The sequence below is a fragment of the Streptomyces sp. NPDC031365 genome, assembly GCF_055569765.1.
This window is the reverse complement of the sequence record NZ_JBVIIM010000020.1, coordinates 134,740-161,323: the sequence shown is the minus strand read 5'-3', so window position 1 is coordinate 161,323 and position 26,584 is coordinate 134,740. Positions and strand designations below refer to the sequence as shown.

Sequence of the window (26,584 nt, the reverse complement as noted above, 5' to 3'; positions counted from 1 at the left end):
AACGGAGTACTCCGGGCGGGCAGTCGGCGCTGAAGCAGAAACCCTCACGACGCGAGCCGTGAGAATCCCCCTCGTTCACGAGGGGGAGAAGTCAAGTCTGCGAAGACCGTGCCACGGCGTCGTTCAGCCTCTAACATCGCTGCCCGGTCCGCGACGGCCGGAGCAGCGTGACAGGAGTGGCCATGTCCGTCGATGACGCAAGTGCCGGAAGACCTCGTGGCCGGAGCAGGGCGCGTGGCGGGAAGGGCGGGCAGGCGGCCCCCTGGGCGGAGTTCGGAGAGCATCTGCAGTACTACCGCCGCCGTGCGGGACTGACGCAGCGGCAGCTCGGCCATCGGGTCGGCTACGACCACAGCGTGATCAGCAAGTGGGAAAGCGGCGCCCGTGAGCCGTCCGCCGGGGTCGTGGAGAGCCTGGAGCGGATGCTCGGCGCCCACGGCGCGCTTTCCCCGCTCGTCGCGTCCGCCGCCCACCCGCCGCGTCCGCCGTTCGTCCCGCTGGGCGGCGGCTTCTTCGCGCCGCTCCCGGGGGACGGCGGAGCGCGGCAGTTCACGCCGGACCCCCCGGCCGGTGACTGGCCGGCCCGGCTCCCGCCCGGCAGGTGTCCGCTGCACGACGCAACCGCCTGTGCCGTACCACCGCCGGACGAGGTGAGGCGATTACCGCGGCGGGTGCGGGTGGCTCGCGAGGCAGCCGTGCCGGTCGCGGCCGAGCCGGAGACGGTCCACCTGGTCCTCGCGCTCCTGGACACGTGCGAGCGCACCGCGCTGCACTCGACCTCGACCACCGTGCTCGGCACCGTCGAGCAGGTCCTGCGCTCGCTGGTCGCCTGGGCCCGGGCGGTCGACGCGGCGGGGCGCCCGCCCCTGGCCCTGCTGCGGATCGCCGCCCACTACGCCCAGCTCGCCGGACGACTGCGGATGCAGCGCGGGCAGGGAGCGCTGGCGATGGCGTGGATCTCCTACGGGCTGCGCTGGGCGGAGGCGGGCGGGGACCTCATCGTACGGGCGACCCTGACGACCGATCTGTGCACACTGGCCCGGCTCGAGGGCGACGGTGCCTCTTCGCTCGGCTACGCGCAGGCCGTGGCCGCTCTCGACGGCGGCCGGGGGTGGATTGCGACGCTGTCGCACATGTACCAGGCGCGTGGCTACGCCGCATCGGGTGACGGCACGGAGAGCAGACGGCAGGCCGCGCTCAGCCGCCGGGGACTGGACCGCCTGGACGGGCGTGATCTGGCGGAGGCGCCCTGGCTGGCGGGTGGCCAGGGGCAGTTGCGGGTGGAGTCGGCCGTCTCGGGCGGACTGCGGGACCTCGCGGTCGTGACGGGCGGCCGGGCCACGGCGCGCAGCGCGGCCGACGCCGCGGTACGGGCTCTGGAGCAGGTGCCCGACAGGATGCTGCCGACACGGCTGCTGCTGACCCTGCGGCTGGCGGACTGCCATGCCTGCGCGGGGCAACTGGACGCCGCGCTGGAGCTGGCGGGACCGGTGGTGGAACAGGCGGTGTCGGCCCGGCGGCGGACCATCGCGCACGAACTGGAGGGTGTGCGACGCCGCTTGTCCGAGGGCTGGGGTGATGTCCGCGAGGTGCGCACGTTCTGTGACCGGATGCGGGCGGCGCAGGAGACGACCGGGGTCTGAAGCGCGAGGCGACCGCATATCGGTCCGGGTTTGCCGTTGTTTGGCAACCACCCGTCGGGGCCGTGAGCTCCGTTGACCACTGGACTTGCCGGTGTGAGTGTTCAGGCCGCCCAGGCATGAGCATGACGTGCCCGGTGGCAGGTTCATGACCTTCCTGCCTGCCGCCGGCTTCCCCCGTGCTGCCCCTGCCCGGGTGCTCGTCACACGCACGCGGACCCCCCACCTTCCGAGGAGCACTCGTGAAACGAAGACTCGCCGTGGCAGGCCTCTCCCTCGCCGTGGCCCTGGGAACCGTGGCCCTGCCCGCCGTCACCACCGCCCAGGCGGCCGCCGGGGACTCCGCCACGGCCGCCGCCGCGAAACCCAAGCCCGTCGACCGCGCCATCGCCGCCGCCGACAAGGTCACCGCCAGCGGATTCGACGCACTCGCCATAGGACCCGACGAACGCTACGACCGCACCATGGTCACCCCCTGGGTCAAGGGGCTGTACTCGGTCGCGTACGAGCGGACCTACCGCGGCCTGCCCGTGGACGGCGGCGACGCCGTCGTCCTGGCCGACGGAGACGGTGACGTACGGGCCGTGCGCGCCGCGTCCGACGTGAAGATATCCGTCGGCACCAAGGCCCGCGTCAAGGCCGGCGCGGCGGCGCGCACCAGCCGCGCCGAGCTGAAGCAGGCCGACAGGACCGAGTCGCAGCGGCTCGTCGTGACGGTGCGGGGCGACAAGGCGAAGCTCGCCTGGGAGACGGTTGTCACCGGCACCACCGCCGACAAGCGCCCCAGCCGGCTGCACGTCTTCGTCGACGCCCGCAACGGCAAGGTCATCGACTCCTACGACGACGTACGCGCCGGCAGGGGCCATAGCGAGTGGAACGGCCCCAACCCGCTGTCCATCGACACCAGCCAGTCCGGTGGCCAGTACCGGCTCAGCGACCCGACACGGCCCGGACTGAGCTGCGCCAACTACAGCGGCGGAGCCGTTTTCACCGGCCCCGACGACAACTGGGGCAACGGCGACGCGAGCAGCAGGGAGACCGGCTGCGTGGACGTGATGTACGCCGCGCAGAAGCAGTCGGACATGCTCCGCGACTGGCTCGGCCGCGACGGACACAACGGCAACGGCGGCACCTGGCCGACCAAGGTCGGCCTGAACGCGGTCAACGCCTACTGGAACGGTTCCAGTGTCGCCATCGGCCACAACGAGGCGAACGAGTGGATCGGCTCGATGGATGTCGTCGGCCACGAGTACGGGCACGGCATCGACCAGTTCACCCCGGGCGGCGCACGCAACGAGAGCGGTCTGGGCGAGGCCACCGGCGACATCTTCGGCGCCCTGACCGAGGCGTACGCCAACCAGCCGGAGCCGTATGACACACCCGGCGACTACGAGGTCGGCGAGACCATCGACCTGGTGGGCAACGGGCCGATCCGCATCATGTACGACCCGTCCAGACTCCGGGACCCCAACTGCTACTCGTCCTCGATCCCGGACACCGAGGTCCACGCGGCCGCCGGCCCTCTGAACCACTGGTTCTACCTGCTCGCCGAGGGCACCAACCCCGGAAACGGCAAACCGGACAGCCCCACCTGCAACAACACCAACCTCACCGGGGTCGGCATCCAGAACGCCGGCAAGGTCTTCTACGGCGGCATGCTGCTGAAGACCAGCGGCATGACACACAAGCGCTACCGCACCGCGACCCTGACCGCCGCCAAGAACCTCGACCCCACCTGCAACCTCTTCGACAAGACGAAGGCCGCCTGGAACGCCATCAGCGTCCCCGCCCAGTCCGCGGACCCCACCTGCACCGGCACTCCGGCCTCGGACTTCTCCATGGCGATCAGCCCGTCCTCGGGCAGCGTCGAACCGGGCCAGTCGGCCACGGCGACGGTCTCCACGACCGTCACCAGCGGCAGCGCCCAGACCGTCGCACTCTCGGCGACCGGTGCCCCGGCCGGTGTCTCCGTCTCCCTCACCCCGACGTCGGTCACCTCCGGCAACAGCTCGACCATGAAGGTGTCCGTCGCCGACTCCGTGGCGCAGGGCACCTACACCCTGACCGTCAAGGGTGACGGCACCGCGGCCGACCACAGCGCCCAGTACACCCTCACCATCGGCGGCGGAGGCAACCCCGGCGGTGAGGCCCCCGACATCGACGTGAACAAGGTGAAGGCGCACCTGACCGAATTCCAGTCCATCGCCGACCGCAACGGCGGCAACCGCCGCTCGACCGGCTCCGGTTACGACCAGTCCGTCGCCTACGTCAAGGGCAAGCTCCAGGCCGCCGGCTTCACCGTCACCGAGCAGCCCTGTACGTCCGGCTGCACCAGCGGCTCCGGCCCCAACGTGATCGCCGAATGGCCCAAGGGCGACGCGAACAACGTCTACATGTTCGGCGCCCACCTGGACGGCGTGTCCGCCGGCCCCGGCATGAACGACAACGGCTCCGGCTCGGCGGCGCTGCTGGAGACGGCACTCGAACTCGCCCGGCAGAACCCGACCATGCTGAACAGGGTCCGCTTCGGCTGGTGGACCGACGAGGAGCAGGGCCTCAACGGCTCCGACTTCTACGTCCGTTCGCTGTCGTCCGGAGAGCGCGCCAAGATCAAGGCGTACTACAACTTCGACATGGTCGCCTCCACCAACGGCGGCTACTTCATCAACCACATCACCTCGGCCGCCGCCGCACCGATGAAGGAGTACTGGACCTCGCTCAACCTCGCACCCGAGGAGAACACCGAGGGCGCCGGGCGCAGCGACGACTACTCCTTCGAGCGGTACGACATCGCCACCTCCGGCTACGCCATGGGCGCGGGCGCCCGCAAGACCTCGGCGCAGGCCGCCAAGTGGGGCGGCACGGCGGGCAGGGCGTACGACCCCTGCTACCACGCCGCCTGCGACACCATCAACAACATCAACCTGACCGGACTCAACCGTGCCTCCGACGGCATCGCCTACACCCTGTGGGAGCAGGCGGTCGGCGAGGAGTCCCCGGTGGACGACTTCTCCATGGCCGTCTCGCCGACCTCCGGCAGCGTCGAGCCGGGCTCGGACATCAAGACCACCGTGTCCACCGCCACCACCGACGGCTCGGCGCAGACCGTGCGGCTCTCCGTGCCGAACGCGCCCACCGGTGTCTCGGTGGAATTCAACCCGTCGTCCGTCACCTCGGGAGCGAGCGCCGCCATGCGGGTCGCCACCACGGCGGCGACGGTCCCCGGCACCTACACCCTCACCGTCACGGGCACCGGTACGTCGGCCACGCACACCACGACGTACACCCTGACCGTGAAGGGCGGCGGCGGTGACTGCGACACCGGCCAGAAGATCGTCAACGGCGGCTTCGAGGACGGCACGTCGCCGTGGACCGGCGACACCCGGACCATCGGGTCGTTCGACGGCCAGTCCCCGCACACCGGCAGTGACTACGCCTGGCTGGGCGGCTGGGGCAAGACCAGCAACGAGACGATCAGCCAGTCGGTGGCCGTGCCCGACGGCTGTGACACGGTCAAGCTCGAGTACTTCCTGCACATCGACACGGACGAACGGACCAGCGCCCCGTACGACTTCCTGCGGGTGCAGGTCAACGGCACGACCCTCAGCACCAAGTCCAACGCCGACGCGAGCAGCGGCTACGTCCGGCAGTCGCTCGACCTGAGCGCCTACGCCGGCCAGCGGGTCACGGTGACCTTCGCCTCCACCGAGGACGCGTATCTGCAGACCAGCTTCGTCATCGACGACGTGACTCTGCAGGGCAGCTGACGGCTCGATGAGCGCGGGGCCCGGACCGAGGGGGATGACCGGTCCGGGCCCCGCTTCCACATGCATCATGGGAGTGTGCCAAGGCAGCCCGACACCGAGTGACGCGGATCACCGGAACGCCCCTGGGGTCGTGGAGAGAACAAGGTGTGAGGGACTCAGGCAACGACGTTCGGCGCCGTGTGCGCCAAGGCGACCGCGAGGCGTTCGCCCAGCTGTACGAGGAGTTCGCCGGCCTCGTGTACAACCACGGCCTGCGGCTGACCGGTGACTGGTCGACGGCCGAGGACATCATGTCCGAGACGTTCCTGGCCGCGTGGCGCAACCGTGCCACGGTGCAGGAGGACGGCGGCACCCTGCTGCCGTGGCTGCTCGGCATCGCCACCCACAAGGCGGACAACGCCCGGCGCGGCGTCCGGCGACGGCAACTGTTCCTGGCACGGCAGCCGCAGCCCGCCCCGGTGGAGGACTTCGCCCCGCAGGCGGTCGGGCGCATCGACGACGTGCGCCGGCTGCGTGCCGTCCAGGCGTCCCTGGACAAGCTGCGGCGCCACGAGCGGGAGGTGCTCGCCCTGTGCGTGTGGTCCGGCCTGGACTACCGGCAGACCGCTCAGGCCCTGGGCGTTTCCGTCGGCACCGTACGGTCTCGTCTCTCCCGCGCCCGTAAGAAGCTCGCCCGGCTCGCCGAGGAGAACATGGAACCGCCCACCGCCCGCGGAGAGATGACAAGTGCGGCCGCGATCGCGACCGTGCCCGCGCGGAAGGAACTCACATGAACGGCAGGACGAACTCCGCTTCCCCCGAGCCGTCCGACGAGCGCGACGAGATCGCCCGTCTGCTGCCGGCCCCGGCCGACTGGAACCTTCCACACGAGCGGTACCTCCGTCACAAGGACCTCTTGATGCGACACATCGACCGCGACCAGGCCGCCACCTCCGCCCGGCCGGCCCGCCGGCTGCTCCGCCCCGTGCTCCTCGCGCCGGTGACCGCGCTGGCCCTGGCCGGCATCGTGACCGCGGGAATCGCCCTGAACGACGGCGACCGCGCGCCGGCCGCCGGAGCGTCGGCCGGTACGGCCGCGGACATGCAGCCCGTGTCCGCCCTCCTCCACCAGATCTCCGACGCCGCGGGAAGGCGTGACGCCCCCACCGTGCGGGACGACCAGTTCTCCTACGTGATGGAGAAGGTCCGCGAGGCCGATCTGTCCGGCGGGAAGGCCGTCGTCGGTCCGCTGCACGACTACGAACTGTGGCTCTCCCAGAATCCCGAGCCCGTCAAGACGCAGGGTCTGATCCGCAGCGGCGGCGAGACCACACGCCTCAACGCCGAGTTCGGTGACACGGCCGGTACACCGGCCGGGTTCGGCCGGCCCACCTACGAGTGGCTCGGCTCCCTGCCGACCGACCCCGGCCAGCTGCTGGACCACCTCTACGCCAAGACCCCGCAGGCCGATGACAGGGAACGTGACCAGGCCGTCTTCGAGCAGATCGGGGACCTCCTCGACCGGGTGATGCCGCCGCGTACGGCCGCCGCGCTCTACCGGGCGGCGGCGAAGATCCCCGGCGTCACCGAGGCCCCGCAGGCCGAGGACGCCCTCGGCCGCCAGGGCCTGGGTATCGCCCGGAGCGACAGGAAGAACGGCGTCGTCACCGAATGGGTCTTCAACAAGGAGGACTTCGCCTACCTCGGCCACCGCAGCCGACTGACGAAGGACACGCCGTACGGAAAGTCCGGAACGCTCCTGGACAGTTCCGCCCTCCTCAAGACCGCCGTCGTCGACAAGGCCGGTGACCTTCCGGACGGCGAAAAGGGTTAGTGACAAGGCCGTGAAGTCTGCGGCTGAGGCGGCATGGCCACGAGGACGACAACGGACTTCGGTCGGTTGGGGGTCGGCATCCGGCACCACCTGCCGCTCACCGTGACCGGCGGCGCCGCGGCTTCCGCCACGAGAGCGCGGGCGCCGCGGTACGTCGACTCCCGGAAGACGTCGCGGCGCCCACCGGAGTTCGGTGCGCGTCGCGAGGTGGTCGCCGAGTGGGCCGCGTCCTACTTCCTGACGTCGACTTCTCCCGTCCGGTCGTCCTCGATGCCCTCCGGGCCGGGTGTCGAAGGGGCATCGTCGTAGGCCGCACTGTCGACTATCGCCCTGACCTCGGTAAGCGTGGTGGCCGAGGCGCCGTTGAGGCAGACACGGACGCTGAAGGGGAACTCTGTCGTACCGCCGCCGGGCCGGGGGGACGTCAGGCTCGGGCGTGCCCACTCCTGGTCCCCTCCGAGGTCACGGCAGCGCTCGCCGGGCCGGGCGTACGGGCTGGGTTCGACTTTCGTGCCCGAGTCGACGGCCCCCCAGTCCTCCGAACGGCGGAAGGAGATCACTGCCTCTCCCTCGGCGAGACGAGGCAGGGACGCGCAGGGGTAGCCGTCCGTAGCCGGCGCGCCGGTACACGGCGGCGTCGCCGTCAAGGGCCGGTTGGCGACCAGGACGCCCGCGGTGTCCGGCAGGCCCGCTTGCTCACCCGCGTACCAGCCCTCGGGCATATCGAGACTGAGCGCCCCGCCGGCGAGAGCGATCCGGTGCTCCGAGAGCGGCGCGGCGACCTGACTCCGCAACGGCTGGACGACGAATCCGTGGAACAGGGCGATCACCGCGCCGCCCACCACCGTCGCGGCCAGTGCTCCGCGTCGTCGTCTGCGCGCCTTCACCAGCTTGTGAACCTGGCGCATGCGGTCCGCGGGCGCCGGCAGCACCGGCACGGTTCGTTCCAGCAGTTCTCGCAACTGCCGCTCCCGCACCTCCTGTTCGTCAGCGTCGCGCACCGTGCTCCCCCTCCTCGAGATGAGTGTGCAAGGTAGGCATGCCGCGCAGCGTGCGCAGCGCTTTGAGGGACTGGCTCTTGACCGTGCCGGGCCGGCAACCGAGCGTCTCGGCGGTCTCCTCGATGCTCAAGTCCTCGAAGTAGCGCAGGACGACCACCGCGCGCTGCCGGGGCGGCAGGGCCCGCACCGCGGCGGCGAGCGAATGCTGGAGATCGATCCCCGCGAACACGTCCGCCGTGACGGACTCGGGTACCTCCCCGTGCGGAACCTCGCCCCGCCAGCGCCGCCGCCACCAGGACGAGAAGGTGTTGACCAGTGCCTTGCGGGCATAGGCCTCCGGGTTGCCCTCGGCGATCCGGTGCCATCTGGGCCACATCTTGGCCAGTACCGTTTGCACCAGGTCCTCCGCCAGGTGGGCATCGCCCGTCAGCAGCCATGCCGCGCGCAGCAGCCGTTGACCGCGTGCCGTGACGAACTGCTCGAAGTCCGACGACGAGCCTTTCACCGACACCCCTTCACCCTCGCGTCCGGGCTCCTCGGGACGGATTCTCCGAGCGCCTCGTGGCGGCCGTACCGTGCCGCGCCCCGGTCCGCCCGTCCCGGGCATCCGCGCTCTGCGGACGGAGAGGGCGCCGGTCACCTCACCGCTCACGCCGGCAGGCCCGCCTCGGTGCGGGTGATCAGCGACCGCAGCACCGCCACCCCTCGTGAGGCGAGCGACGAGGCGGTGCCCTGGGCACAGTTCAGATCTTCGGCGACCTGTCTTTCCGGTAGATCACAATAGTGGCGCAGCACTACCGCTGTCCGCTGCTGCCGGGGCAGCCGGGCCAGGACGGCGCCCAACCGGAGACGGTCTTCCACCAGACCGGCCGGGTCGGCCGTGACGGCGGGCTCCGGCAGCCTCTCCGTGGGCCGTTCGCCCTGCCAGCGTCGTCGGGCCGCTCGTGCGGCCGCACGCGTCAGTATCCGCCGGGCGTACGCCTCCGGTGCTCCGTCCGCGATCCGCGGCCAGACCAGCCACAGCTTGACGAGTGCCTCCTGCACCAGATCCTCGGCTGCGTGACGGTCGCCGCCCGCCAGCGTGTCCGCGTAACCCAGGAGCGCCGGCCGACGGGCCGTCACGAACTCGTCGAACCCGCTCTCCGTCGTGCTTCTCGTCCGCATGCGCTGCACCCCTCGTCTGCCGTGCCTCATCGGTTCGGGTGCGCGGCCCTCGCCGCGTGCCTCAAGCCTTGTCACGAGGTGACGAGCGGACTACGACAGCCCCGACCGTCGCAAACGTGACGGACGTCACACGCGAGCCGTGCAGGAAACCAGCACGGCCAGGTCCTTTTCCTTGTGCGGTGGCGATACGGCGCCCACGGCACACCCCCGTGGCGGACCGGCCGGGCCGCCCATCCCCGGTACGGCGCCGAGCCGCCGCACGACGACTCCCTCATCGGACGGACCAGTGATCATCTTGCGTTTGCACACCAACGCTCACGCCGTCTATCCCCATGATCCGGCCGTGGCCCCCGTGGAAATGAAGCCCGACCCCAACGACTCCTACCGCGACTCCCTTCCCGCCGCCCAGCAGAAGGCGTACGACAAGGCGTTGGGGCAGTTGGACGGTGTCGAGGACACTTCCACACCTCCGCGCCCTCCCAAGGACGGCTGCGTCGCGAAGGCCGAACTGAAGGTGTACGGGCCGGCCAAGTCGAAAGCCGAGCAGGAGCGGGAGAACGCCGAGCAGCAGGAGCGGGACAAGCAGGCCGGGCAGGCTCTCAACGGCGATCCGCAACTCGTCTCCCTCGCCCAGGGGTACGCCGCCTGCCTGCGCAAGAAGGGCATCACGGTCAGCACCACTCAGCCCACCGGCATCGGCGACATGGTGAAGTTCCAGGTGAGCGCCCAGATTGTGTCGGAACCGAGCAAGGAAGAAGCGCTGCCGAAGCTCGCCCGTGAGATCGACCTCGCGCTCAAGGACCTCGAGTGCGGCAAGCAATTCAGGGCCGCGTACTGGCCCAAGTACAAGAAGAACCCCTACGTCGGGGACAACGGATGAGGCCCCGCAAAAAGCGGCAGAGCAGCCGTACGAGGCGCCTGGGCGTGATCGTCGCCGTGGTCGCCGTCGTCGGGGCGGGCGGCTGGTTCGCCGGCACCCGTATGCAGTCACCCGCCGATGCCGCGGCCTCGCAGCAGCCGCCGAAGGCGGGGGCGGTGACCGTGCCCGTGGAGCACCGTGCACTGACCGCCACCGTGGTGGCCCAGGGCAGCCTGGAGTACGGCTCTCCGCGAAGTCTCACCCTGGCAGGGTCCGTCGGCGCGTCCCAGGAGAGCGAGGAAGCCGGTGCGGCCCAGCGGGTCACCAAGGCGCCGTCCGCCGGGAGCCGGCTGAAGGAAGGCGATGTCCTCATGCAGGTGAGCGGCAGGCCGGTGCTGGTGCTGCGCGGATCGGTACCGATGTACCGGACCATCGGCCCCGGTTCCTCGGGGGACGACGTCGGACAACTGCAGAAGGCCCTGAACAGGTTGGGCTTCCCGACGGGCGGCGTCACCGGGACCTACGGGCAGGGCACCGCCTCCGCGGTCGGCCGTTGGTACCGGAGCAAGGGGTACACGGCGCAGGAGCCCACGAGCACCGACCGGCAGCGACTGGGAGAACTTGAGACCGCGGTGTCCGACGCGCAACTCGCGCTGCTCACCGCGCGGGGGGACGGCGGGAAGTCTGAGGGCGACGGCGAGTCAGGACCGGAATCGAAGGAGGTCCGGAACCTGCAGATCAAGTCGGCCGAGAAGCAGCTTCAGCTGGCCAACTCCGCGCTGAGCTCCTTCAAGGCCGGCTACGGGACCAAGGTGCCGGCGGGAGAGGTGATCTTCCTGCCCGAGTTTCCGGTCCGGGTCGACAAGACCAAGGTGCGCGCCGGTGATGCCCCGGACGGGGAAGTTGCCGCCGTGACAGGTTCCGACGTCGTGGTGGACGCCGTGGTGCCCGGCGCGGACGCCGCATCCCTGCACGAAGGGATGGCGGTCCAGGTCACGACAGCGGACGGCAAGGAAGCCAAGGGTGTGCTCAGCGAAATCGGCGCACCGGGGTCGGCACCGAAGGACGCCGCGGGGCAAGGTGAAACCGGTGGGGAGCCCGAGACCGCCGGAGCGGCCGGCGGCGGCACGTCGGACCCTGTGCCTCTGAAGGTCACCATCGCGAAGCCCGGCCCGCTCGCCAAGGACGCGGGTGGCGCGGTGACGGTGACCATCGAGGTGGGAGACTCGGACGGCAAGGTCCTGGCCGTGCCCGTCGCCGCGGTCCAGACCTCGGCGGGCGGACAGGCGCGCGTGCGGGTCGAGCGGGACGGGACTGTGCGGCGTGTCGAGGTCGACCTCGGGATCTCCGCCGACGGGCTGGTCGAGGTGAAGCCGGACGGCGGCACGCTCAAGAGGGGCGACCTCGTGGTGGTCGGCCAGTGACCGGACCCCTGGCACCCGGTGACCTGCCGGACGAAGGTGACGTCATCAGGCTGACCGGTGTCCACCGCACCTTCGACTCCGATCCACCCGTGCACGCCCTGCGCGATGTGAACCTGACGGTCCGGCGAGGGGAGCACCTGTCGATCGTCGGGCCGTCGGGGTCGGGCAAGTCCACCTTGCTGAACACGCTCGGACTGCTGGACAGCCCGAGCTCGGGGGACTACTGGCTGGACGGGGTCAGGACCGGCGCCCTCACCGACCGTCAGCGCACCGCCCTACGTGGAGGCAGCATCGGCTTCGTCTTCCAGTCCTTCCACCTGCTTCCCTACCGGACCGTGGAAGAGAACGTCATGCTGGCGGAGATCTACCGCAGGCAGCGCACGGGCAGAGCGCGCCGCAGCCGGGCCGAACGGGCCAGAGCGGCACTGGACCGGGTGGGGCTCTCCCACCGGCATGGATTCCGGCCCGATCGTCTGTCCGGCGGTGAGCGCCAGCGTGTGGCCATCGCCCGGGCCCTGATGAGCGAACCGGCCCTGCTGCTGTGCGACGAACCGACCGGCAATCTCGACAGCGAGAACACGCTCTCGGTTCTGGACCTCTTCGACCAACTCGGCGCGCAGGGCATGACCCTGGTCGTGATCACTCATGACGAGGCGGTCAGCAGGCGCGCGACCAAGCGTGTGCGGATCCACGACGGGCAGCTCAGTCAGGAGTACGCATGAGGCACCGTCGCCGTGCCGTCGCCGCGGACCTGGAGAAGAAGGCCGGGCGTCCCTGGATCGCTCCGAGAGACCTGTGGACGGAGGCGCTGGCGGGCGTACTGGCCCGTCCCCTGCGGTCCGCTCTGACCACACTGGGCACCGTGCTGGGTATCGGCACGCTGGTCATCACGATCGGGGTGGCGTCGACGGCCGCCCACCAGATCGTCGGCCGGTTCAACGCGCTCACCGCGACGTCGGTCACCGTCGTGGTGCCACCCCCGGCGTCCGACACCGTCCCGCTGGCGGACTGGGAGGGCATCGCTGCCGTGGACCGGCTGGCCGGGGTGGAATCGTCCGCCGCGCTCGCGCAGACGGACGAACTGGCGGCCGTACAGGTGCGGGCCAACGACGTGGTCACGCCCGGTGGCCTGTCCGGCCAGACGCTGGCCGTCACCGCCGCCTCGCCCTCCCTGCCGGCGGCGGTGCGTGGCAACATCACGGCCGGCCGGTTCTACGACAGCGGCGACATCGCCCGGCATGCCCGGGTGGCGGTGCTGGGCGACCAGGCGGCTCGTCTCCTCGGCATCACGGAGGTCGAGGACTCGCCCGCGGTCTTCTTCAACGGGCACTCCTTCACCGTGATCGGGATCCTCGGCGGATTCAAGCGCGAGCAGCGCCTGTCCGCCTCGGTGATCCTGCCGCCCACGACGGCGAAGGACCGCCTCGGCCTGGGTACGGTGAACCGAGTCCTGATCAACACCTCCCTCGGCGCCGCGCAGCAGGTCGCCAGGCAGTCACCCTTCGCACTGGCGCCCAACAGCGCGAAGGCGCTCACCGTCCTCGCCCCGCCCGATCTGTCGAAGGCACGCAAAGGTGTCCAGGGCGATGTCAACGGCCTGTTCCTGATCCTGGGTCTGGTCTCCCTGATCGTGGGTGCCATCGGGATCGCCAACGTCACGCTGGTCACCGTGATGGAACGGGTCGGAGAGATCGGACTGCGGCGTGCCCTCGGCGCTTCGCGCCGGCAGATCGCCGGACAGTTCCTCTTGGAGTCGACGACGATCGGTCTGCTGGGCGGCATCATCGGTGCAGCCCTGGGCATGGTCGTCGTGGTGGCCGTGTCGGCGGTCAAGGACTGGACGCCCGTACTGGACGGCCGGCTTGCCCTGGGCGCACCGGTGGTCGGCGCGGTGGTCGGGCTGCTGGCGGGCGTGTACCCGTCGCTGCGGGCTTCCCGGATGGAACCGGTCGAGGCGTTGCGCGCCCCGTCCTGACAACGTGTCTGCCGGCAAGCCGCTTCGGGGACGATGGGGACCGTTCCTGACCGCGGGAACCTCCAAGCCTGCTGTGGGCACCGACGGCGTCGATGCCTGCCGTAGCTGTTGACCGCGCCGGCCCGTCCCCGGCACCCGCGACCCGGTCCCGACGGTCACCGTGCGCCCATGCCGCCGCACGCGGCCGCGGGGTGGTGCGGCGGGCCGTGCTCAGCTCTCCAGCAGGCGTTGGCCCACGTACTCGCCGTCCGCCGCCCCGCCCGGGACCGCGTACAGGCCGCTCGCCTCGTGCCGGATGTACTGCGACAGCGCGTCGCCGCGGTCCAGATGGCGCTGCACCGGTATGAAGCCGCGCAAGGGGTCCGCCTGCCAGCAGACGAACAGCATGCCCGCGTCCGGCGTACCGTCCTTGTCGTAGCCGTCGTGGTAGGAGAACAGACGGCGCAGGATGGTCGCTCCCTGGTTGTAGTCGGGCCGGCTGACCCGGGCGTGGGCGTCGATGGGGACGACGAGATTCCCCCGGGCGTCGGTCTTCTCCAGTTCCATGGCACTGGTCTCGGTGCCTCCGGTCAAGGGCGCGCCATCGGACCTGCGCCGCCCGATGACCTTCTCCTGGTCCCCGCGCGGCAGCTTCTCCCAGTCGTCGAGCAGCATGCGGATGCGGCGTACGACGACGTAGGAGCCGTTCGCCATCCAGTCCGGCTCGCCGTCGGCGGGAACGAAGACACTCCCCTCGAAGTTCTCTTCGCCGGGACGGGGGTTGCGGGTGCCGTCGATCTGGCCCATCAGGTTGCGGGCCGTCATGGGGTGGGCGGTGGCACCGGGGGAGCGGTTGAAGCCGTTCATCTGCCAGCGCACCCGGGCGGCGGAACCCGCTTTCCGCTGGATGACGCGCATGGCGTTGAAGGCGACCAGCGCGTCGTTCGCGCCGATCTGCACCCACACGTCGCCGTCGCTGCGGGCCTTGTCGAGCCGGTCCGAGGAGAAGTCGGGCAGCGGGTCCAGCGCGCGGGGCCGTCGACGTTGCAGCTCTGTCCGGTCGAAGAAGGAGCCGCCGAAACCGAAGGTGACCGTCAGGGAGGAGGGGCCCGCGTCCCGGGCCACCTCGGTGTTCCCGTCCGCGGCCGGCTCGCCCGCCATGAGCCGTGCGGCCGCCGCCGACCACCGGCGCATCAGCGCGGCGGCCTCCCTGCGGCCCGCTCCGGCCGCCAGGTCGAACGCGAGGAGGTGGCCGCAGGACTGGAGTTCACTGGTGATGCCGGACTGATAGGTCCCGTGGAACGGCGACCGGTCCGAACCGAGCGAGGTCAGGGGAGTGACGTGCCCGGGTGCGGCGGCGGAATGCCCCGCCACCCCGCCCGCCGCACCGAGCAGGATTCCGGTGGCACCGGCCGTGCCGAGCAGCCGCCGGCGCGACACACCCGACGCGCCCTTCACACGAACCGGAAGGGCGGGACGCCGGAAACGGCTCTCCGGATCCACGGACGGTGTCTGTTCGGACATGACGCGGGCCAACCAATCTGCGTTCCCGGCGGCCCGCCTGGCGAGTACGACCGTGTGCGCATGAGACGACGTTCATTGGGGGATACGCCGACCGGTGCGGGCGTGTTGAACCAGTGGGGGAGAGGCCCGCGTCACACCACGGTCCGGTGCGGCTCAGTGGTCATCGGTGATCTTGGTCGCGATGCCGTTGTCGATGACGACCTCCGCGGTGAGGCCCTGCTTCGCGGCCTTCTCCAACTCGCCCTCGGTGCACTCGATGCCGCCCTCGCCGCCCTCTCCGGTGTCCGTGCTTCCGCAGATGTCGCCGTACCCCCAGATCTCCGTGTCCTCGGCGACGAGGAACTGCTGCTCCACACCCTTCAGGTCGGAGATGGTGTACTTGCCCGGAGCCAGGTGGCGGACCTCGCCGAACCAGGTGCCGCTGACGCCCTTGCCCTTGTCGACGCCCTCGTTGACGGTCTCACGGGAGTCCGAACCCTTCTCCGTGCCGGAGCCGGAGCCGGAGTCCGGCTGGGCGCTGCGCCGTTCGGTCACCTGCGTGGCGATGCCGTCCTCGACCTCCACGTCGGCGTTCACTGCGCCCTTCCGGGTGGCCGACTCCAAGTCGTCCAGTGTGCACGGCGCGTCGGCCTTGACGCCCGCCTCGCCGCAGATGGTGCCGACGCCGTACACCTCGGTGTCGCCGGCGACCAGGAACTGCTGGTCACCCTGGCCCGGCACGGACACCATGTACTTGCCCGGGGCGAGGAAGGTGACCGTGCCGCCCTTGAACGAGCCGTTCACGCCCTTGGTGTTCTTCGCGTCCGCCGCCTTCCCCACGACCGCCGTGTCCTTGCCGGACGAGGTGGCGCCGGCATCGCCCTGACATGCCGTCATCAGCAGTCCAGCGGTGAGGGCGGTGACGGCGACGACGGCGTTGCGCAGGTGATGGCTCATCATGGGGACGGCCTTTCGAAGTGAGGGCGGCGGGCCCGTCGGTGTGCGGTGCCCGCCCTGTGATCCACAGGAGGCCTGCCGGGGTCCTCAGGTCACGTCCTGCCGTCGCCCCACAACACTCCTGTGACGATCTGGTGACGAGCCCACATGCGCGGGTCCGGCCCTCTGCCGGTGAGCGGTACAGCCTGCTGTACCGGCGTTCGGGGTGCCCGGCGCAGTGATTCGCGAGCCGTCCGCTGATGTGCTGGACCCATCGCATCAGGCACTCCGAGAGGACACGGGGATGAGCCATCAGGCGCCCCTCCGCACCATCGCTCCACCGGCGCACCACGGCCCGCCGCCCGGCGGCGGCCTGCGCGGTCATGTCCGGCGCTTCCCGCTGACCTGGTTCTTCTGCCTCGCGTTCGTGCTGAGCTGGGTGGCCTGGACGCCGTACATCCTGTCCGAGAACGGCCTGGGCGTCCTCCACTTCACCTTTCCCTCCGTGCTCGGCACCAGCCAGCTCCTGGGGGTCATCCCCGGTGCCTACCTCGGACCGGTGCTGTCCGCCCTGGTGGTGACCGTTGTCGCCGACGGCCGCCCCGGCCTGCGGGCCTGGCTCGGGCGGATGACCAAGTGGCGGATCGGCTGGAGCTGGTATGTGGGCATCGCGATCGCGGTTCCCGCGGTGCTCACCCTCACCACGGTCCTGCTGTCCGGTCAGCTTCCCGGGATGCCGAGTGCGGTGCTGCTGGCCGCGTACGTACCCGGTCTGATCCTGCAGATACTGACCACCGGCCTCGCCGAGGAGCCCGGCTGGCGCGACTTCGCCATGCCGCGTCTCCAGCACAAGTACGGCCCCGTGGGCGGCACCCTCGTTCTCGGCCCGCTGTGGGGCGTGTGGCACCTGCCGCTCTTCCTGAGCGAGTGGGGCGGCTGGCCGGACGTCTCCTGGAGCAAGCCGGTGGAGTTCCTGGCCATCACCATCGCGTTCAGCTTCGTGATGACCTGGGTCTTCAACCACACGGGTCAGAGCCTGCTGCTGGCCATGGTGCTGCACACCAGCGTCAACAACTTCTTCTCGGTCGCATGGTCCGACATGTTCCCGTCGCTGTCGTTCCGGTACACCGACCACGCCTTCCTGGTCAGCTCGGTCGTCGTGGCCGTCGTTCTCCTGGTGGCGACCCGGGGCCGGCTCGGCTGCCCGCCGGAGGCCGTCGGCGGCATGACGGGGCCCCGGTGGGCCCGGCGGTGACCCGCCTGTGCTCACGGTGAGATGAGTGGCAGGGGGAGCAGACGGAGGTGGAGCATCGCGGCGAAGCGCGCCTCGGGGTCGTCCAGGTCGATGCCACCAACCTCGGTGAGGCGGCGCAGGCGGTAGCGGAAGGTGTTCGGGTGGACGTGGACCGCGGCCGCAGCCTCGGTGATGTCGCCGAAGGCGTCGAGCCACGCGCGCAGCGTCTCGACGAGGTTCGCACGGCGCCGCTGGTCGTAGGCGGCCAGCCTCGTGATCCAGACCGTCGGGTTCGTCGCCCCGCGCCGCCACGAGGTCACGCAGGTCACAGAGCAGGGCCTCGACCCGTACGTCGGCGAGCCGGGCGACCCGGCGTTCGGACGCCCGGACACGGAGCACTCGTAGCGCGCGATCGGCGTCCGAGCGCGCATGGGCGAGTCCGACGGCGTCCGCACCCGTCGGGCCCACGCCGATCACCGCCGCGGTGCGCGTCACCACCCGGTCGAGAAAGTCCGCGGCGATCCGCATCGCACGCTCCTCACCGGCCCCGCCGTCCTGCTGTGCGGGGACCAGGCCGTAGGCGGTGTCGCCGAGCAGCGCGGCGGCGCAGTGCGGATGCACCGCCGCCAGGTGCATCGCGAAGGCGTCGGCCAGGCGCTCCCGCTCGGACGTGAGCCCTGCCTGTGCCCCGGTGACCGGCCCCTCGCCGGTGTCGTCGCGCAGCGCGAGGGCCAGCACCACGACGGGCCGGCCGGACAGGCCCAGCCTGCTCAGTGCCTCCCGGGCACCCGCCCCTCCCTCGAGGGCAGTGCTCACCAGATCCGCCCGCAGTCTGCGCTCCACGTCGGCGCCGGCCCGCAGCCGGAGCATGTGGAGGGCGACGATCCTGGCCGAGTCGCACAGCGCCTGGGACCGTCCCGGACTGAGGGGCTCGCGCACGGCGGCCCAGATCGAACCGACGAACTCCTCCCCGGCGCGGACGGCGACCGCGACCCGCGGCACAGTGGTGCCGTCCAGTCCGTCCGGCATCGGCGGGATGTGCACCAGCCCGTCGCTGCGGTAGAGCTCGCGGAAGATGCCGCGGGTGGTGAGCTGACGCCAGAACCGTTCGGGAACCTGGCGGCCGAGGATTGTCTCGGCCCGGGAGGCGTCGGCTCTGTCCTGCTGTCCTGAGAAGGCCAGCACCCGTGAGTGGCGGTCCTCGATGGTCACGGGCGCGTCGATCAGCGCGGCGATCGAGTTGGCGAGCGCGAACAGGTCACCGGAGAGTGTGCCGCCCAAGGTCTCCGGACCGTCCCCGCCGATGTCGCCCTCGGAGAGGACCGCCCGCAGCATGGCGGCCACCTGCACCCAGGACGCCCCGCGGGTCAGACCGAGGAGCCCGACACCGGACGCCTCGGCCGCCGCCGCCACCCTGGCGTCTGCCGGTACGGGGGCCCGCACCACCAGGGCGACGGCCTGCCGGCGCCCCAGCTCCTCGAGCAGCCTGGCGATGTCGTCCGGATCGTGCAGGCCGACGCCGAGTACCAGGGCGTGCGGCGGCGGCGCCGAGTCGTCCACGGGGTCGTGGATGACGACGCCGCCGGCGATGACCGCGGTGTCGCGTGCCCCGCCATGTGCGACGTCGAGCAAGGTGGCCCCGAGGTGGTGCAGAACCCTGGCCAGGCCACCGTGGGCGCGTGCGTTCATGGAACCGGTGCCTCCCGAGTCACAGCGACGAGGGCACCACATCTGTCGACCGGATGGACGGAGACTGCAGGTATGAGTACGGCATGTGGAAGGTGTCGGCCACGCTCTTGCAACGGGCGGTGATCACCATTCGGGCCGATACGCAGCGCCGCACGTGAGGGAGACAGGGCTGCTCAGGGGTGCACCCACGGCAGCTGTACCACCGAACCGCGGTGCCCATGTCATGTCCCCGGCCCAAGTGGTTGCGGGGCACGCCTGCGCGCCCTGGGAGGAAGTCTCCCGGCACTGATCAGCCCTTCAAGGGCAGCCGGAAAACATGCGGAGGTCGATAGGTGGCCTTCACCGCGCCGCCGGAACTCCGTCAAGCGACCATGTTGTTGCGGCTCAGGGGGGCCGTGACGGAGTTGAGGGAACGGCGTGAGCAGCCCCGTTGAACGCCGTCGTTACCAGGCGTGTCCACGGGCCACCCCCGGGAGGACGACAACAGCCAGGCGGCACCGGCGCACAGAGCGCGGTCGGCCGAGCCGCGGACCGCGTCCGGAGTCAGTTGAGAGAAGCAGGCACCATCCGTTCTTGCCCGGGACTCTGCTGCGCACCGAGTGGAGAGAAGGGATGGGCTCGATAGGGTTCCCGCATGAGGCCTGAGGTGCTGAACAGACTGAGTCGGTATCGTGCGGAGCTGACGGCGGAGCAGGTCCCCGCCGCCGTCGTGGAACAGTGGACGGACGCCGCCCTCCCCTGCGCGACCCTGACCCTGAGCGGCGCCGGACCGACCGTGGGCCGCTATGGTGGTCCCCTCCTCCTCCCCCCTGGTGCCCCGAACCCCGAGTTTCCCCTCGTCGCCTCGCTCAATTGTGCCGACCTGGCCGAAGAGGTGACCGGACTCCCGCTGCCGCCCGACGGCCGTCTCCTGCTCTTCGGGTTCCCCGACCCGGATGCCGGAGGCGACGTCATGTACGTGCCCGAGGGCGCAACCGTCGAGGAACGCGCGGGGATTCACGACTTCTCCGAAGAGAACGGACTGGAGGACTGGCGGGAGATACACGAGGCGTTCTGGCAGGGTGACCTGCGCCTGACCGCAGATGTGTCCCTGCCGTTCCACAGCTGCAAGGCGGTGGCCACGGCACAGGGCTGGCGCAGTGAGGAGCTTCCTTGGGCTCCCTACGACAACGTTCACGACGCGCTGTTGGACGTGTGTGCCAGTGGCTTCCCTGCTGGCGGGTGGGTGCAGGTGGGTGGGCACCCCAAGCACGCATCCATGGACACGAATCCCGTGGAGTCGGTTGCGATTCATGCGGATGAGACCGGGGACCTGAGGGACTGGGTGCTGCTGGCCGAGTGGCATCCCGGCATCGAGGGCAGGGAGGGCCTGTCCCTCCACTGGGCGATCCGGAGGGGAGCGCTGGCCGCCAGGCGCTTCGACCTGGTGGAGGTCACGATGTTCTGGAATCCATGAGTGTGACCTCGCCGTGGGGTGCCGGATCTTCCCGGTGTGAGGTCATCAGCGGGCATACCCGGTATCGTGTGTGCCGGTCTCCGGCATGTCCTCGCCGCACGGTCACCGCCGCGGCAGTGGCCGTGCGGCGAGGAATGGTCCGGCGCGGTTTGCGCGGCGGTGCCTCCTGGGCCCCTGGCCCCGCGGCTTCCGGGAAGCTCTGCGGTGAGGAGGTGCTGTGCGGCCTGCTGCGGCACGTCCAACCCCCCCCCCCAACACTTGGCGCTGGGCATCTCCCGTCCGGGAGGGCGTCGCGCCGATCCGCCACTCGTCTTCAATGAGAGGTGTGCTAGCTGAAGTTGCTGGTCGCGGGCCTGGTGTGCGTGGGCGTCGGGATGCTCATGCTGGTCGCTGGCGGGTGACTTTGCTGAAGATCGTCGGTCATCGGGCGACTTCGCGTCTTTGTCCATTCCGACGGTGCTGGCTGCCACCTTGTTGCCGGCGTAGGTCACGTGCGAGGTCGCGGCGCCCCAGCCGGCTGCCGCCGCCGTTGGCCCGGTGATCGGAACCGCGCGGGCCGTCCGACACGTTCTTGGTGGTACCAGGGGTCGGTGACGGAGGAGCGGCTGGTGCGGGGACGTGGCGGTGAACGGAAGTGGATGATCGGCGGCGGTGCCGCGGTCGTGGCGGTGGCGGTGGTGGTGGGTGCCGTCCTTGGCGGTGGCGAGGCCGGCGACATCACCGCACCCCACGCGTGCCGGACCGCCGCACACGGCACCGCGCCGACGACCGGGGCAGCGACGGACCGCCCGGCTCCGGCCGGTGTCGCGGCCGCTGCCGACTTCGACGGCGACGCTCACCCCGACGTGGCACTGACCGGCCCGGGCGGGGACGCCGGGGACGGCGCCCTCGCCGGGAGCGTGTCGGTGGCGTACGGCACCGGCGCCGGAACGGGGCTGGGCCGGTGCCAGTACCTCACACAGGATGACCCCGCGATTCCTGGAAAGACCCGAGACGAGGCACTGTTCGGATCGGACGCGGTGGCCCGCGACTTCGACGACGACGGCTACACCGACCTCGCCGCCGCCGTGTTCGAGATGGACGGCCCTCATGTGATCATCATGTGGGGCTCCGCACAAGGGCTGTCGCATGCCGCCCGGGTGCCGGGGACGGACGGCAGTCATGTGCCCGGGGCCCGCGACCCGATCCTGGAGGAGCACCTCGCCGCCGGTGACTTCGACGGCGACGGGCAGGCCGACCTCGTCTTCGGGCTCGGTTCCGAACGGGGCCTGCTGAAGGGCCCGTTCCGGCGCGACGGGTCGCCCGCCGGCACGGGCAGGGTGCCCGCGCCCCGCATACCCGACGAGACCGGTGACGAAGCGGCCTATCAGGCGCTCGTCGCCGGGGACCTCAACGGCGACGGCATCGACGACCTGGTGGCCTTCCACCACGACGACACGGGCCCGGAGACCGTCCCCGAGTCCGAGTTGCACTGGCCGGCGAGCTACCTGAAGGGTGGCCGGGACGGCTTCACCCAGCCGGACGGAGTGAGCCTGCCCGACGCCGCCGCGGGCGCGGTCGGCGATGTGGACGGGGACGGCTTTGGCGACCTGGTCATCAGCCCTCGCGGCGGTGGGGTGAGCCGCAGCGCGGTGACGGTCGTGTACGGCACGGAGTCCGGACCGGGAACCAGGACCACGACCCTCGACCGTGACACCCCGGGCGTGCCCGGCGAGCAACCGCATGACGAGGACGGCGTCTTCGTCTCCATCGACACCGGGGATGTCAACGGCGACGGTTACGCGGACGTCGTAGCCGGAGCACCTCGCGCAGGGGCCTACGCGAAGCCGGGCCCGGAGGAGGTGTTGTTCTTCCCGGGCGGGAAGACGGGCCTGACCGGCCGCGGAGCCCGAGCCTTCGACGAACGCGACGTGCATGGCGTGCCGAACGGACACCACGACTTCGGGCAGGCCGTGCGCCTCACTGACATGGACGGCGACCACCGGGCCGACCTGGTGGTGACCGCCCCCGGGGACGCGGAGGTCCCCGGGGCCGCGTGGCTGTTGCCGGGCACCGCCGACGGACCCTCGCGACAAGGCGTCACCCGCCTGTACGACGACACCTTCGCCGGCCCCGGGGAAACGGACGAGCTCCTCATGGGTGAGGGGATCGCCCGCTAGACCCCTTCTGACCACCGCGTCGCACGGATCGGGTCGTGATGGTCGCGGCGGGTCGATGCCGTACGTGCGGGCGTATCCGTTCTCCGTGCCAACGAGGAGGTCGACGACTTCGAAGCAGCGGTCCCGGGAAGGGGGTTCGCGCAGCCGAAGTGCGCGCCCGCGTCCTCGGGGGCGATCGAGACGACCGGGATGCCGAGGTAGCGGCCCACGGCCTCGGCGATCGTCCTGGTGGTGATCGCCTCCTCGGCGAGGGCGTGCGGTGGCGTTCCGGCGGGTGCGGACTCCTGGGTACAGGCTGCGCTGACCAGGAAGTCAATGACGGGAACTCCTCCGGCTTCGGGACGCGGCCCGTCCGCCGATACGAACTCAGCGCCGGCAGCACTTCGAAGATCCGCCTCAAGGGATCGTCGGTCCGCCGGTCACCGAACCGGGCGCGGCGGGGCGGAGGCGGCGCTCATCGGCGGCCTGGCGAACAAGGAGGCATTCAGCCGCGTCGCGGCCACCGAGCCGGCACAAGTGGTCACCCTCATGACCACGGTCACACTGACCTTCGACGCCACGTGCGTGCCTACGTCCGCGCCCTTCTGAGCCCGGTCAGTGCGAAAGCGGCCGACAACTGGCCGAGTACGCCGGCCGCGCCGCGGCTGAGGGCCGGTTCACTGTCGCCTATGTGGCGAGCAAGGGCGCGGTCGCGGCCATGACGCTCGTCCTGGCCCGCGAGTTGCGGGGCAAGGACATCACTGTCAATGCCGTGGCGCCGGGCCCGACCGCCACGCCGCTGTTCCTCGAGGGCAAGGACGAGGCCACGATCGACAAGCTGTCCAAGGCAGCACCGCTCGAGCGTCTGGGCACCCCGGAGGACATCGCCGAGGCGGTGGCCTTCCTCGCCGGCTCTGCCCGCTGGATCAACGGCCAGGTCCTCTACGCCAACGGCGGCATCGCCTGAACCCGACGCACTCAACGGCCGTCGTCGCCGGCGGCGACTCGGGCCAGACCCCTCACAAACCCGGGAGACAGAGATCATGAGCAGCATCGTCGTCATCACCGGTGCCTCCAGCGGATTCGGCGCTCTCACCGCCCGCGCCCTCGCCGACGCCGGCCACACCGTCTACGCCGGCCACACCGTCTACGCCGGAATGCGCCAGACCGCCACCCGCAACGCCCCGCAGGCCGAAGCCGCTTCCGCGTACAGCAAGGAGCACGACGTCGACCCTGCGCTCCATCGAACTCGACGTCTCCTCGCAGGACTCGGTCGACACCGCGATCAGCCGGATCCTCGGCGAGCACGGCCGTATCGACGTCCTCATCCACAATGCCGGTCACATGGTCACCGGCCTCCACCGAGGCCTTCACCACCTAGCAACTCGCCGCCCTGTACGACGCCGCGCCGGCTCCCGAAGGTGCCGATGCCTCCTTCGTCTCCGACGAGATCGCCCGCATCCGCGCCCAGTCGTAGGCCTCCTCGAACAGCCGCTCGCCGGGGCCGCGCACGTGGAAGCGGGGCAGATGGGCCAGGACGGGGTGTCCGTCGATCGCCTCGCACGGCGCCGGGTCTACCGGCTCTGTGCCCAGTGACCCGGGCCGGTGCTCACGGTGCCGCTTGCCGCCGGCGTCGGGCTCGCTGGCGCGGGTCGGCGGGTTGAGCGCGGTCATCAGCTGCAGCCCCGTCACGGCCGTTGAGCCGACCGGCGTCATCACCCGGGCCCATACACGCCCAGCACCCGGGCGAGCTCAGGCGGCGGCAACTGGGCGGCGTGGCCCCAGGAGCGGTCGTCCAGGGTGCGCCAGGAGAGGATGCACAGCTGTACGCACTGGCGGCGGCTGCCGTGGGCGGGACGGTAGATCCCCGCCCACGGCCCCAGCCCGAGCTTGGTGAGCTGCCAGTCGGCGCGCTCAAGCTGCTTGATGACCTTGTGTCCTTCCGGCAGCCGCCCGGCGGGCGCTCGGCCTCGGACAAGGCGGCGGGCAGGCCGTAGCGCTCGCACGCCGCCTCGGTGAGCACCAGCAGCGGGTCGCCGTCCTTTCCCGAGCCGTGCAGCTTCTCCGACCCCAGCCGCGCCTCGGTGAGCGTCCACTCCACCAGAGCAGGCAGCGACTTGGCGGGCACGTCCAGGATCAGACCGCCGACGCCGTAGCCGGTCACCTGCCGCTCGGTGTCGGCGTCGAGGACGAGCAGCGGACCGGGCGCGAGGCACCGCCGGGCGCGGGGGTGTTCGCCGGGGCGGCCTTCCTCGCAGTGGGGCGCCGTGAGCTCTGCGGTGCCCGCTCGGCACGCGGCACCGGCCGCTGTGTCGCTGCCGCGTGGAACGGGCGCTGGGAGAGCGGCCGCGGGCTCCTCGGCCTCCGCCGTGGCAGTAGCTTCCGCTGCCCCGCCCGTGAACCGCGCCTGCACTGCGGGCGCTGCGGTGCCCGTGTCCTCCTGCGGGGCGCCGGTGCTCTGGGGAACGGGAGCAGGCACCTGCACCGGACAGCGGTGTCCGGCTCCCCGGAGGCTGTTACGGAACTTGCCCGCCGGGTTGCTGACGTGGACGCGCTGGAGAACGGGGTGACGGCACTGTGGGAAGCCGTCCTGTCCCGCAAGCCGGCCAACGCACGGGCACTCGCCGCCGGGGCCGATCCCCGGCGGCCGTCGCTCGGCGGCTGGTCGCCGGGGCGGCTGAGCCTGGCCGGACCGACGCCCGAGCTGTTCCCGGTACCGGAAGGGGTGTCCCTGAGCGACACCGAGCGGACGGCAGCGCAGGAGGCCCATCGCCTCACCACGGCATTGGGCGAGTTCTACTACGACGGCACGGGCCTGGCCTGTGTGGCGGGCATCGACGCGGCCGAGGCGGTGCGCCGTCCTCAGGCGACACCGGCACACGGCGAACTCATCGACGAGCTGCTGGAGGACCCCTACGCGTACGACATGGACGAGAGCCTGCACATCGTCGGCGTGACGTCCGTTCCGGGCGGCTGCGTGGTCACCCAGCCCTGGGGGTATGCACCGCAGATGCCGGGCGTGCTGGCCCGGTTGTCCGCCGACACCCTCTGCTACGGCCTCTACGCCAATCCCAAGAGCGGCAACCAGGGCAGCATCGCCCGCCATGGAACGATCGAGGGCTCCGACCTGCACCCCGGCGGAGGACCGGACGAGAACGACACCTCCGCGGAGGTGCTGGCCTCCTACCTCTACCAGCACAACGCCGTCGCCTACGCCTGCGCCTTCGCAGGCCTGCGCCCCGCCGACAGGCGCGCCGTGGCCGGACCGCCCGATGTGTGGGTCGAACTGCCCCGCCGCGAGTACTGGAGCCACTGACTCAGAGAAGAGCTGCCATGACTGTGGTGGAACTGCCGCGCCCCGGCCGCCCCGGCCCGTGCGGCTCTTTGCCGACCAGGCCGAGGCCGTCATGCGGCTGGCACGGCATCTGCGGCGCGCGGGGACGCGGGCGCTGTTCGTGTCGGCGACGGGCACCGGCAAGACGCTGGTGTCGCCCGCCTGATCGCCGAGGGCGTCGACATCCCAGCGTCGACGCGATCGTCTACGCCGACCCCACCCGCAGCGTCATCCGCTGCGTCCAGGCCCTCGGCCGCGCCCTGCGCCTGGACGTCTCCGGCAAGACCGCCTCGCTGATCGTCCCCGTCTACGTGCCGCCCGGCACCGACAGCGAGAACATCCTCGGCACTCCTTACGAACCGGTCTGGGCGATCGCCTGCGCCCTGGCCAGCCACGACCACCGCATCCTCGAGTGCCTCCCGGACAAGACCAACCGCCTCCCCCGCGAGGCCAGTACCGTCATCCAGCGCCGCCGGCACTTCGACTTCACCGTCCACCCCGAACGCATCGCCCAGGCGATGGACCTGACCTCCTTCAACCCCCGCGACCCGGTCTCCCGCTCCCGCCGCCTCGGGCCGGCCGCCGCCCAGTCCTACCGCGACCAGTGAGAGGTGTGCTAGCTGAAGTTGCTGGTCGCGGGTCTGGTGTGCGTGGGCGTCGGGATGCTCATGC

General features: G+C 71.0%; 20 protein-coding genes and 5 pseudogenes. 16 read left to right on the top strand and 9 right to left on the bottom strand.

Going from position 1 to position 26,584, the window contains the following annotated elements:
- The first annotated feature begins 182 nt into the window (after window positions 1-182).
- The 4 genes from ACZ5C2_RS26595 (at window position 183) to ACZ5C2_RS26580 (ending at window position 7,220) form a co-directional block, all read left to right on the top strand.
- Entirely contained in the window at window positions 183-1,643 is a 1,461-nt protein-coding gene (locus ACZ5C2_RS26595; protein WP_468795845.1) for a helix-turn-helix domain-containing protein, read from the top strand.
- Between the two features lie 239 nt (window positions 1,644-1,882).
- The gene (locus ACZ5C2_RS26590) at window positions 1,883-5,407 is read left to right on the top strand and encodes a M28 family peptidase (RefSeq protein ID WP_468795842.1); all 3,525 of its coding nucleotides are present in this window, start codon (window positions 1,883-1,885) and stop codon (window positions 5,405-5,407) included.
- A gap of 146 nt (window positions 5,408-5,553) precedes the next feature.
- Window positions 5,554-6,180, top strand: a complete 627-nt coding sequence (locus ACZ5C2_RS26585) for an RNA polymerase sigma factor (RefSeq protein WP_468795839.1) — start codon at window positions 5,554-5,556, stop codon at window positions 6,178-6,180.
- The gene (locus ACZ5C2_RS26580; RefSeq protein ID WP_468795836.1) at window positions 6,177-7,220 is read left to right on the top strand and encodes a CU044_5270 family protein; all 1,044 of its coding nucleotides are present in this window, start codon (window positions 6,177-6,179) and stop codon (window positions 7,218-7,220) included. Before ACZ5C2_RS26585 ends, ACZ5C2_RS26580 begins: the two co-directional genes overlap by 4 nt.
- Window positions 7,221-7,450: 230 nt before the next feature.
- Here ACZ5C2_RS26580 and ACZ5C2_RS26575 read toward each other — a convergent pair whose 3' ends face one another.
- The 3 genes from ACZ5C2_RS26575 to ACZ5C2_RS26565 all read right to left on the bottom strand — a co-directional run bounded on the left by ACZ5C2_RS26575 (window position 7,451) and on the right by ACZ5C2_RS26565 (window position 9,385).
- Complete coding sequence (locus ACZ5C2_RS26575) at window positions 7,451-8,221, bottom strand: hypothetical protein (RefSeq protein WP_468795833.1); 771 nt, start codon at window positions 8,219-8,221, stop codon at window positions 7,451-7,453.
- A complete protein-coding gene (locus tag ACZ5C2_RS26570; RefSeq protein ID WP_468795830.1) occupies window positions 8,208-8,726 on the bottom strand; it encodes a SigE family RNA polymerase sigma factor in 519 nt (172 codons plus the stop codon). The genes ACZ5C2_RS26575 and ACZ5C2_RS26570 overlap by 14 nt, the downstream gene beginning before the upstream one ends.
- A gap of 143 nt (window positions 8,727-8,869) precedes the next feature.
- Window positions 8,870-9,385 (bottom strand): SigE family RNA polymerase sigma factor, encoded by a 516-nt coding sequence (locus ACZ5C2_RS26565; RefSeq protein ID WP_468795827.1) that lies wholly within the window; start codon window positions 9,383-9,385, stop codon window positions 8,870-8,872.
- A 343-nt stretch (window positions 9,386-9,728) separates the two neighbouring features.
- On the opposite strand from ACZ5C2_RS26565, the gene ACZ5C2_RS26560 reads away from it, so the two are divergent.
- Genes ACZ5C2_RS26560 through ACZ5C2_RS26545 form a run of 4 tightly spaced genes read left to right on the top strand, consistent with a single transcriptional unit; the run spans window position 9,729 to window position 13,643 of the window.
- On the top strand, window positions 9,729-10,265 hold the full coding sequence (locus ACZ5C2_RS26560) for a hypothetical protein (RefSeq protein WP_468795824.1): 537 nt from the start codon (window positions 9,729-9,731) through the stop codon (window positions 10,263-10,265).
- A complete protein-coding gene (locus ACZ5C2_RS26555; RefSeq protein WP_468795821.1) occupies window positions 10,262-11,668 on the top strand; it encodes a peptidoglycan-binding protein in 1,407 nt (468 codons plus the stop codon). The genes ACZ5C2_RS26560 and ACZ5C2_RS26555 overlap by 4 nt, the downstream gene beginning before the upstream one ends.
- Complete coding sequence (locus tag ACZ5C2_RS26550; RefSeq protein ID WP_468795818.1) at window positions 11,665-12,390, top strand: ABC transporter ATP-binding protein; 726 nt, start codon at window positions 11,665-11,667, stop codon at window positions 12,388-12,390. The genes ACZ5C2_RS26555 and ACZ5C2_RS26550 overlap by 4 nt, the downstream gene beginning before the upstream one ends.
- Window positions 12,387-13,643, top strand: a complete 1,257-nt coding sequence (locus ACZ5C2_RS26545) for an ABC transporter permease (RefSeq protein ID WP_468795815.1) — start codon at window positions 12,387-12,389, stop codon at window positions 13,641-13,643. Before ACZ5C2_RS26550 ends, ACZ5C2_RS26545 begins: the two co-directional genes overlap by 4 nt.
- Window positions 13,644-13,853: 210 nt before the next feature.
- Here ACZ5C2_RS26545 and efeB read toward each other — a convergent pair whose 3' ends face one another.
- Together efeB and ACZ5C2_RS26535 are read right to left on the bottom strand one after the other, a co-directional pair.
- Window positions 13,854-15,146 (bottom strand): iron uptake transporter deferrochelatase/peroxidase subunit, encoded by a 1,293-nt coding sequence (efeB, locus tag ACZ5C2_RS26540; protein WP_468795812.1) that lies wholly within the window; start codon window positions 15,144-15,146, stop codon window positions 13,854-13,856.
- Between the two features lie 153 nt (window positions 15,147-15,299).
- Window positions 15,300-16,085: a hypothetical protein gene (locus tag ACZ5C2_RS26535; RefSeq protein WP_468795809.1), complete on the bottom strand. Its 786-nt coding sequence runs from the start codon at window positions 16,083-16,085 to the stop codon at window positions 15,300-15,302.
- A gap of 280 nt (window positions 16,086-16,365) precedes the next feature.
- Here ACZ5C2_RS26535 and ACZ5C2_RS26530 point away from each other — a divergent pair, with 280 nt between their 5' ends.
- Window positions 16,366-17,316 (top strand): CPBP family intramembrane glutamic endopeptidase, encoded by a 951-nt coding sequence (locus tag ACZ5C2_RS26530; RefSeq protein WP_468795806.1) that lies wholly within the window; start codon window positions 16,366-16,368, stop codon window positions 17,314-17,316.
- An 11-nt stretch (window positions 17,317-17,327) separates the two neighbouring features.
- Here ACZ5C2_RS26530 and ACZ5C2_RS26525 read toward each other — a convergent pair whose 3' ends face one another.
- The gene (locus tag ACZ5C2_RS26525) at window positions 17,328-17,615 is read right to left on the bottom strand and encodes a PucR family transcriptional regulator (protein ID WP_468795803.1); all 288 of its coding nucleotides are present in this window, start codon (window positions 17,613-17,615) and stop codon (window positions 17,328-17,330) included.
- A gap of 136 nt (window positions 17,616-17,751) precedes the next feature.
- Window positions 17,752-18,165: pseudogene (locus ACZ5C2_RS26520) on the bottom strand (PucR family transcriptional regulator); the annotation flags it as partial.
- A 1,453-nt stretch (window positions 18,166-19,618) separates the two neighbouring features.
- Between ACZ5C2_RS26520 and ACZ5C2_RS26515 the strand changes: the two are divergent.
- Both ACZ5C2_RS26515 and ACZ5C2_RS26510 read left to right on the top strand, forming a co-directional pair.
- Window positions 19,619-20,440: a hypothetical protein gene (locus ACZ5C2_RS26515; protein ID WP_468795801.1), complete on the top strand. Its 822-nt coding sequence runs from the start codon at window positions 19,619-19,621 to the stop codon at window positions 20,438-20,440.
- A gap of 590 nt (window positions 20,441-21,030) precedes the next feature.
- A complete protein-coding gene (locus tag ACZ5C2_RS26510) occupies window positions 21,031-22,599 on the top strand; it encodes an FG-GAP-like repeat-containing protein (protein WP_468795798.1) in 1,569 nt (522 codons plus the stop codon).
- Here the strand turns inward: ACZ5C2_RS26510 and ACZ5C2_RS26505 are convergent.
- Window positions 22,574-22,743: pseudogene (locus ACZ5C2_RS26505) on the bottom strand (darcynin family protein); the annotation flags it as partial. The gene ACZ5C2_RS26510 and the pseudogene ACZ5C2_RS26505 sit on opposite strands and share 26 nt — an antisense overlap.
- A 520-nt stretch (window positions 22,744-23,263) precedes the next feature.
- Between ACZ5C2_RS26505 and ACZ5C2_RS26500 the strand changes: the two are divergent.
- Window positions 23,264-23,545: pseudogene (locus ACZ5C2_RS26500) on the top strand (SDR family oxidoreductase); the annotation flags it as partial.
- A 76-nt stretch (window positions 23,546-23,621) separates the two neighbouring features.
- A pseudogene (locus ACZ5C2_RS26495) lies at window positions 23,622-23,956 on the top strand (SDR family NAD(P)-dependent oxidoreductase); the annotation flags it as partial.
- A gap of 83 nt (window positions 23,957-24,039) precedes the next feature.
- Here ACZ5C2_RS26495 and ACZ5C2_RS26490 read toward each other — a convergent pair.
- A pseudogene (locus ACZ5C2_RS26490) lies at window positions 24,040-25,216 on the bottom strand (hypothetical protein); the annotation flags it as partial.
- A gap of 87 nt (window positions 25,217-25,303) precedes the next feature.
- Between ACZ5C2_RS26490 and ACZ5C2_RS26485 the strand changes: the two are divergent.
- The 3 genes from ACZ5C2_RS26485 to ACZ5C2_RS26475 all read left to right on the top strand — a co-directional run bounded on the left by ACZ5C2_RS26485 (window position 25,304) and on the right by ACZ5C2_RS26475 (window position 26,520).
- A complete protein-coding gene (locus ACZ5C2_RS26485; RefSeq protein ID WP_468795795.1) occupies window positions 25,304-25,894 on the top strand; it encodes an ankyrin repeat domain-containing protein in 591 nt (196 codons plus the stop codon).
- Window positions 25,895-25,952: 58 nt separating this feature from the next.
- Window positions 25,953-26,078, top strand: coding sequence for a DEAD/DEAH box helicase family protein (locus ACZ5C2_RS26480; protein WP_468795792.1), 126 nt, complete (start codon window positions 25,953-25,955; stop codon window positions 26,076-26,078).
- 145 nt (window positions 26,079-26,223) lie between these two features.
- Window positions 26,224-26,520 (top strand): hypothetical protein, encoded by a 297-nt coding sequence (locus tag ACZ5C2_RS26475; protein ID WP_468795789.1) that lies wholly within the window; start codon window positions 26,224-26,226, stop codon window positions 26,518-26,520.
- Window positions 26,521-26,584 lie beyond the last annotated feature (64 nt).

What these genes read in the sequence shown, in the direction of transcription:
- ACZ5C2_RS26515 (WP_468795801.1), top strand. Translation starts at nt 19,619, where the DNA reads ATGAGGCCTGAGGTGCTGAACAGACTGAGTCGGTATCGTGCGGAGCTG.
- ACZ5C2_RS26555 (WP_468795821.1), top strand. Translation starts at nt 10,262, where the DNA reads ATGAGGCCCCGCAAAAAGCGGCAGAGCAGCCGTACGAGGCGCCTGGGC.
- ACZ5C2_RS26565 (WP_468795827.1), bottom strand. Translation starts at nt 9,385, where the DNA reads ATGCGGACGAGAAGCACGACGGAGAGCGGGTTCGACGAGTTCGTGACG.
- ACZ5C2_RS26545 (WP_468795815.1), top strand. Translation starts at nt 12,387, where the DNA reads ATGAGGCACCGTCGCCGTGCCGTCGCCGCGGACCTGGAGAAGAAGGCC.
- ACZ5C2_RS26530 (WP_468795806.1), top strand. Translation starts at nt 16,366, where the DNA reads ATGAGCCATCAGGCGCCCCTCCGCACCATCGCTCCACCGGCGCACCAC.
- efeB (WP_468795812.1), bottom strand. Translation starts at nt 15,146, where the DNA reads ATGTCCGAACAGACACCGTCCGTGGATCCGGAGAGCCGTTTCCGGCGT.
- ACZ5C2_RS26595 (WP_468795845.1), top strand. Translation starts at nt 183, where the DNA reads ATGTCCGTCGATGACGCAAGTGCCGGAAGACCTCGTGGCCGGAGCAGG.
- ACZ5C2_RS26535 (WP_468795809.1), bottom strand. Translation starts at nt 16,085, where the DNA reads ATGATGAGCCATCACCTGCGCAACGCCGTCGTCGCCGTCACCGCCCTC.
- ACZ5C2_RS26580 (WP_468795836.1), top strand. Translation starts at nt 6,177, where the DNA reads ATGAACGGCAGGACGAACTCCGCTTCCCCCGAGCCGTCCGACGAGCGC.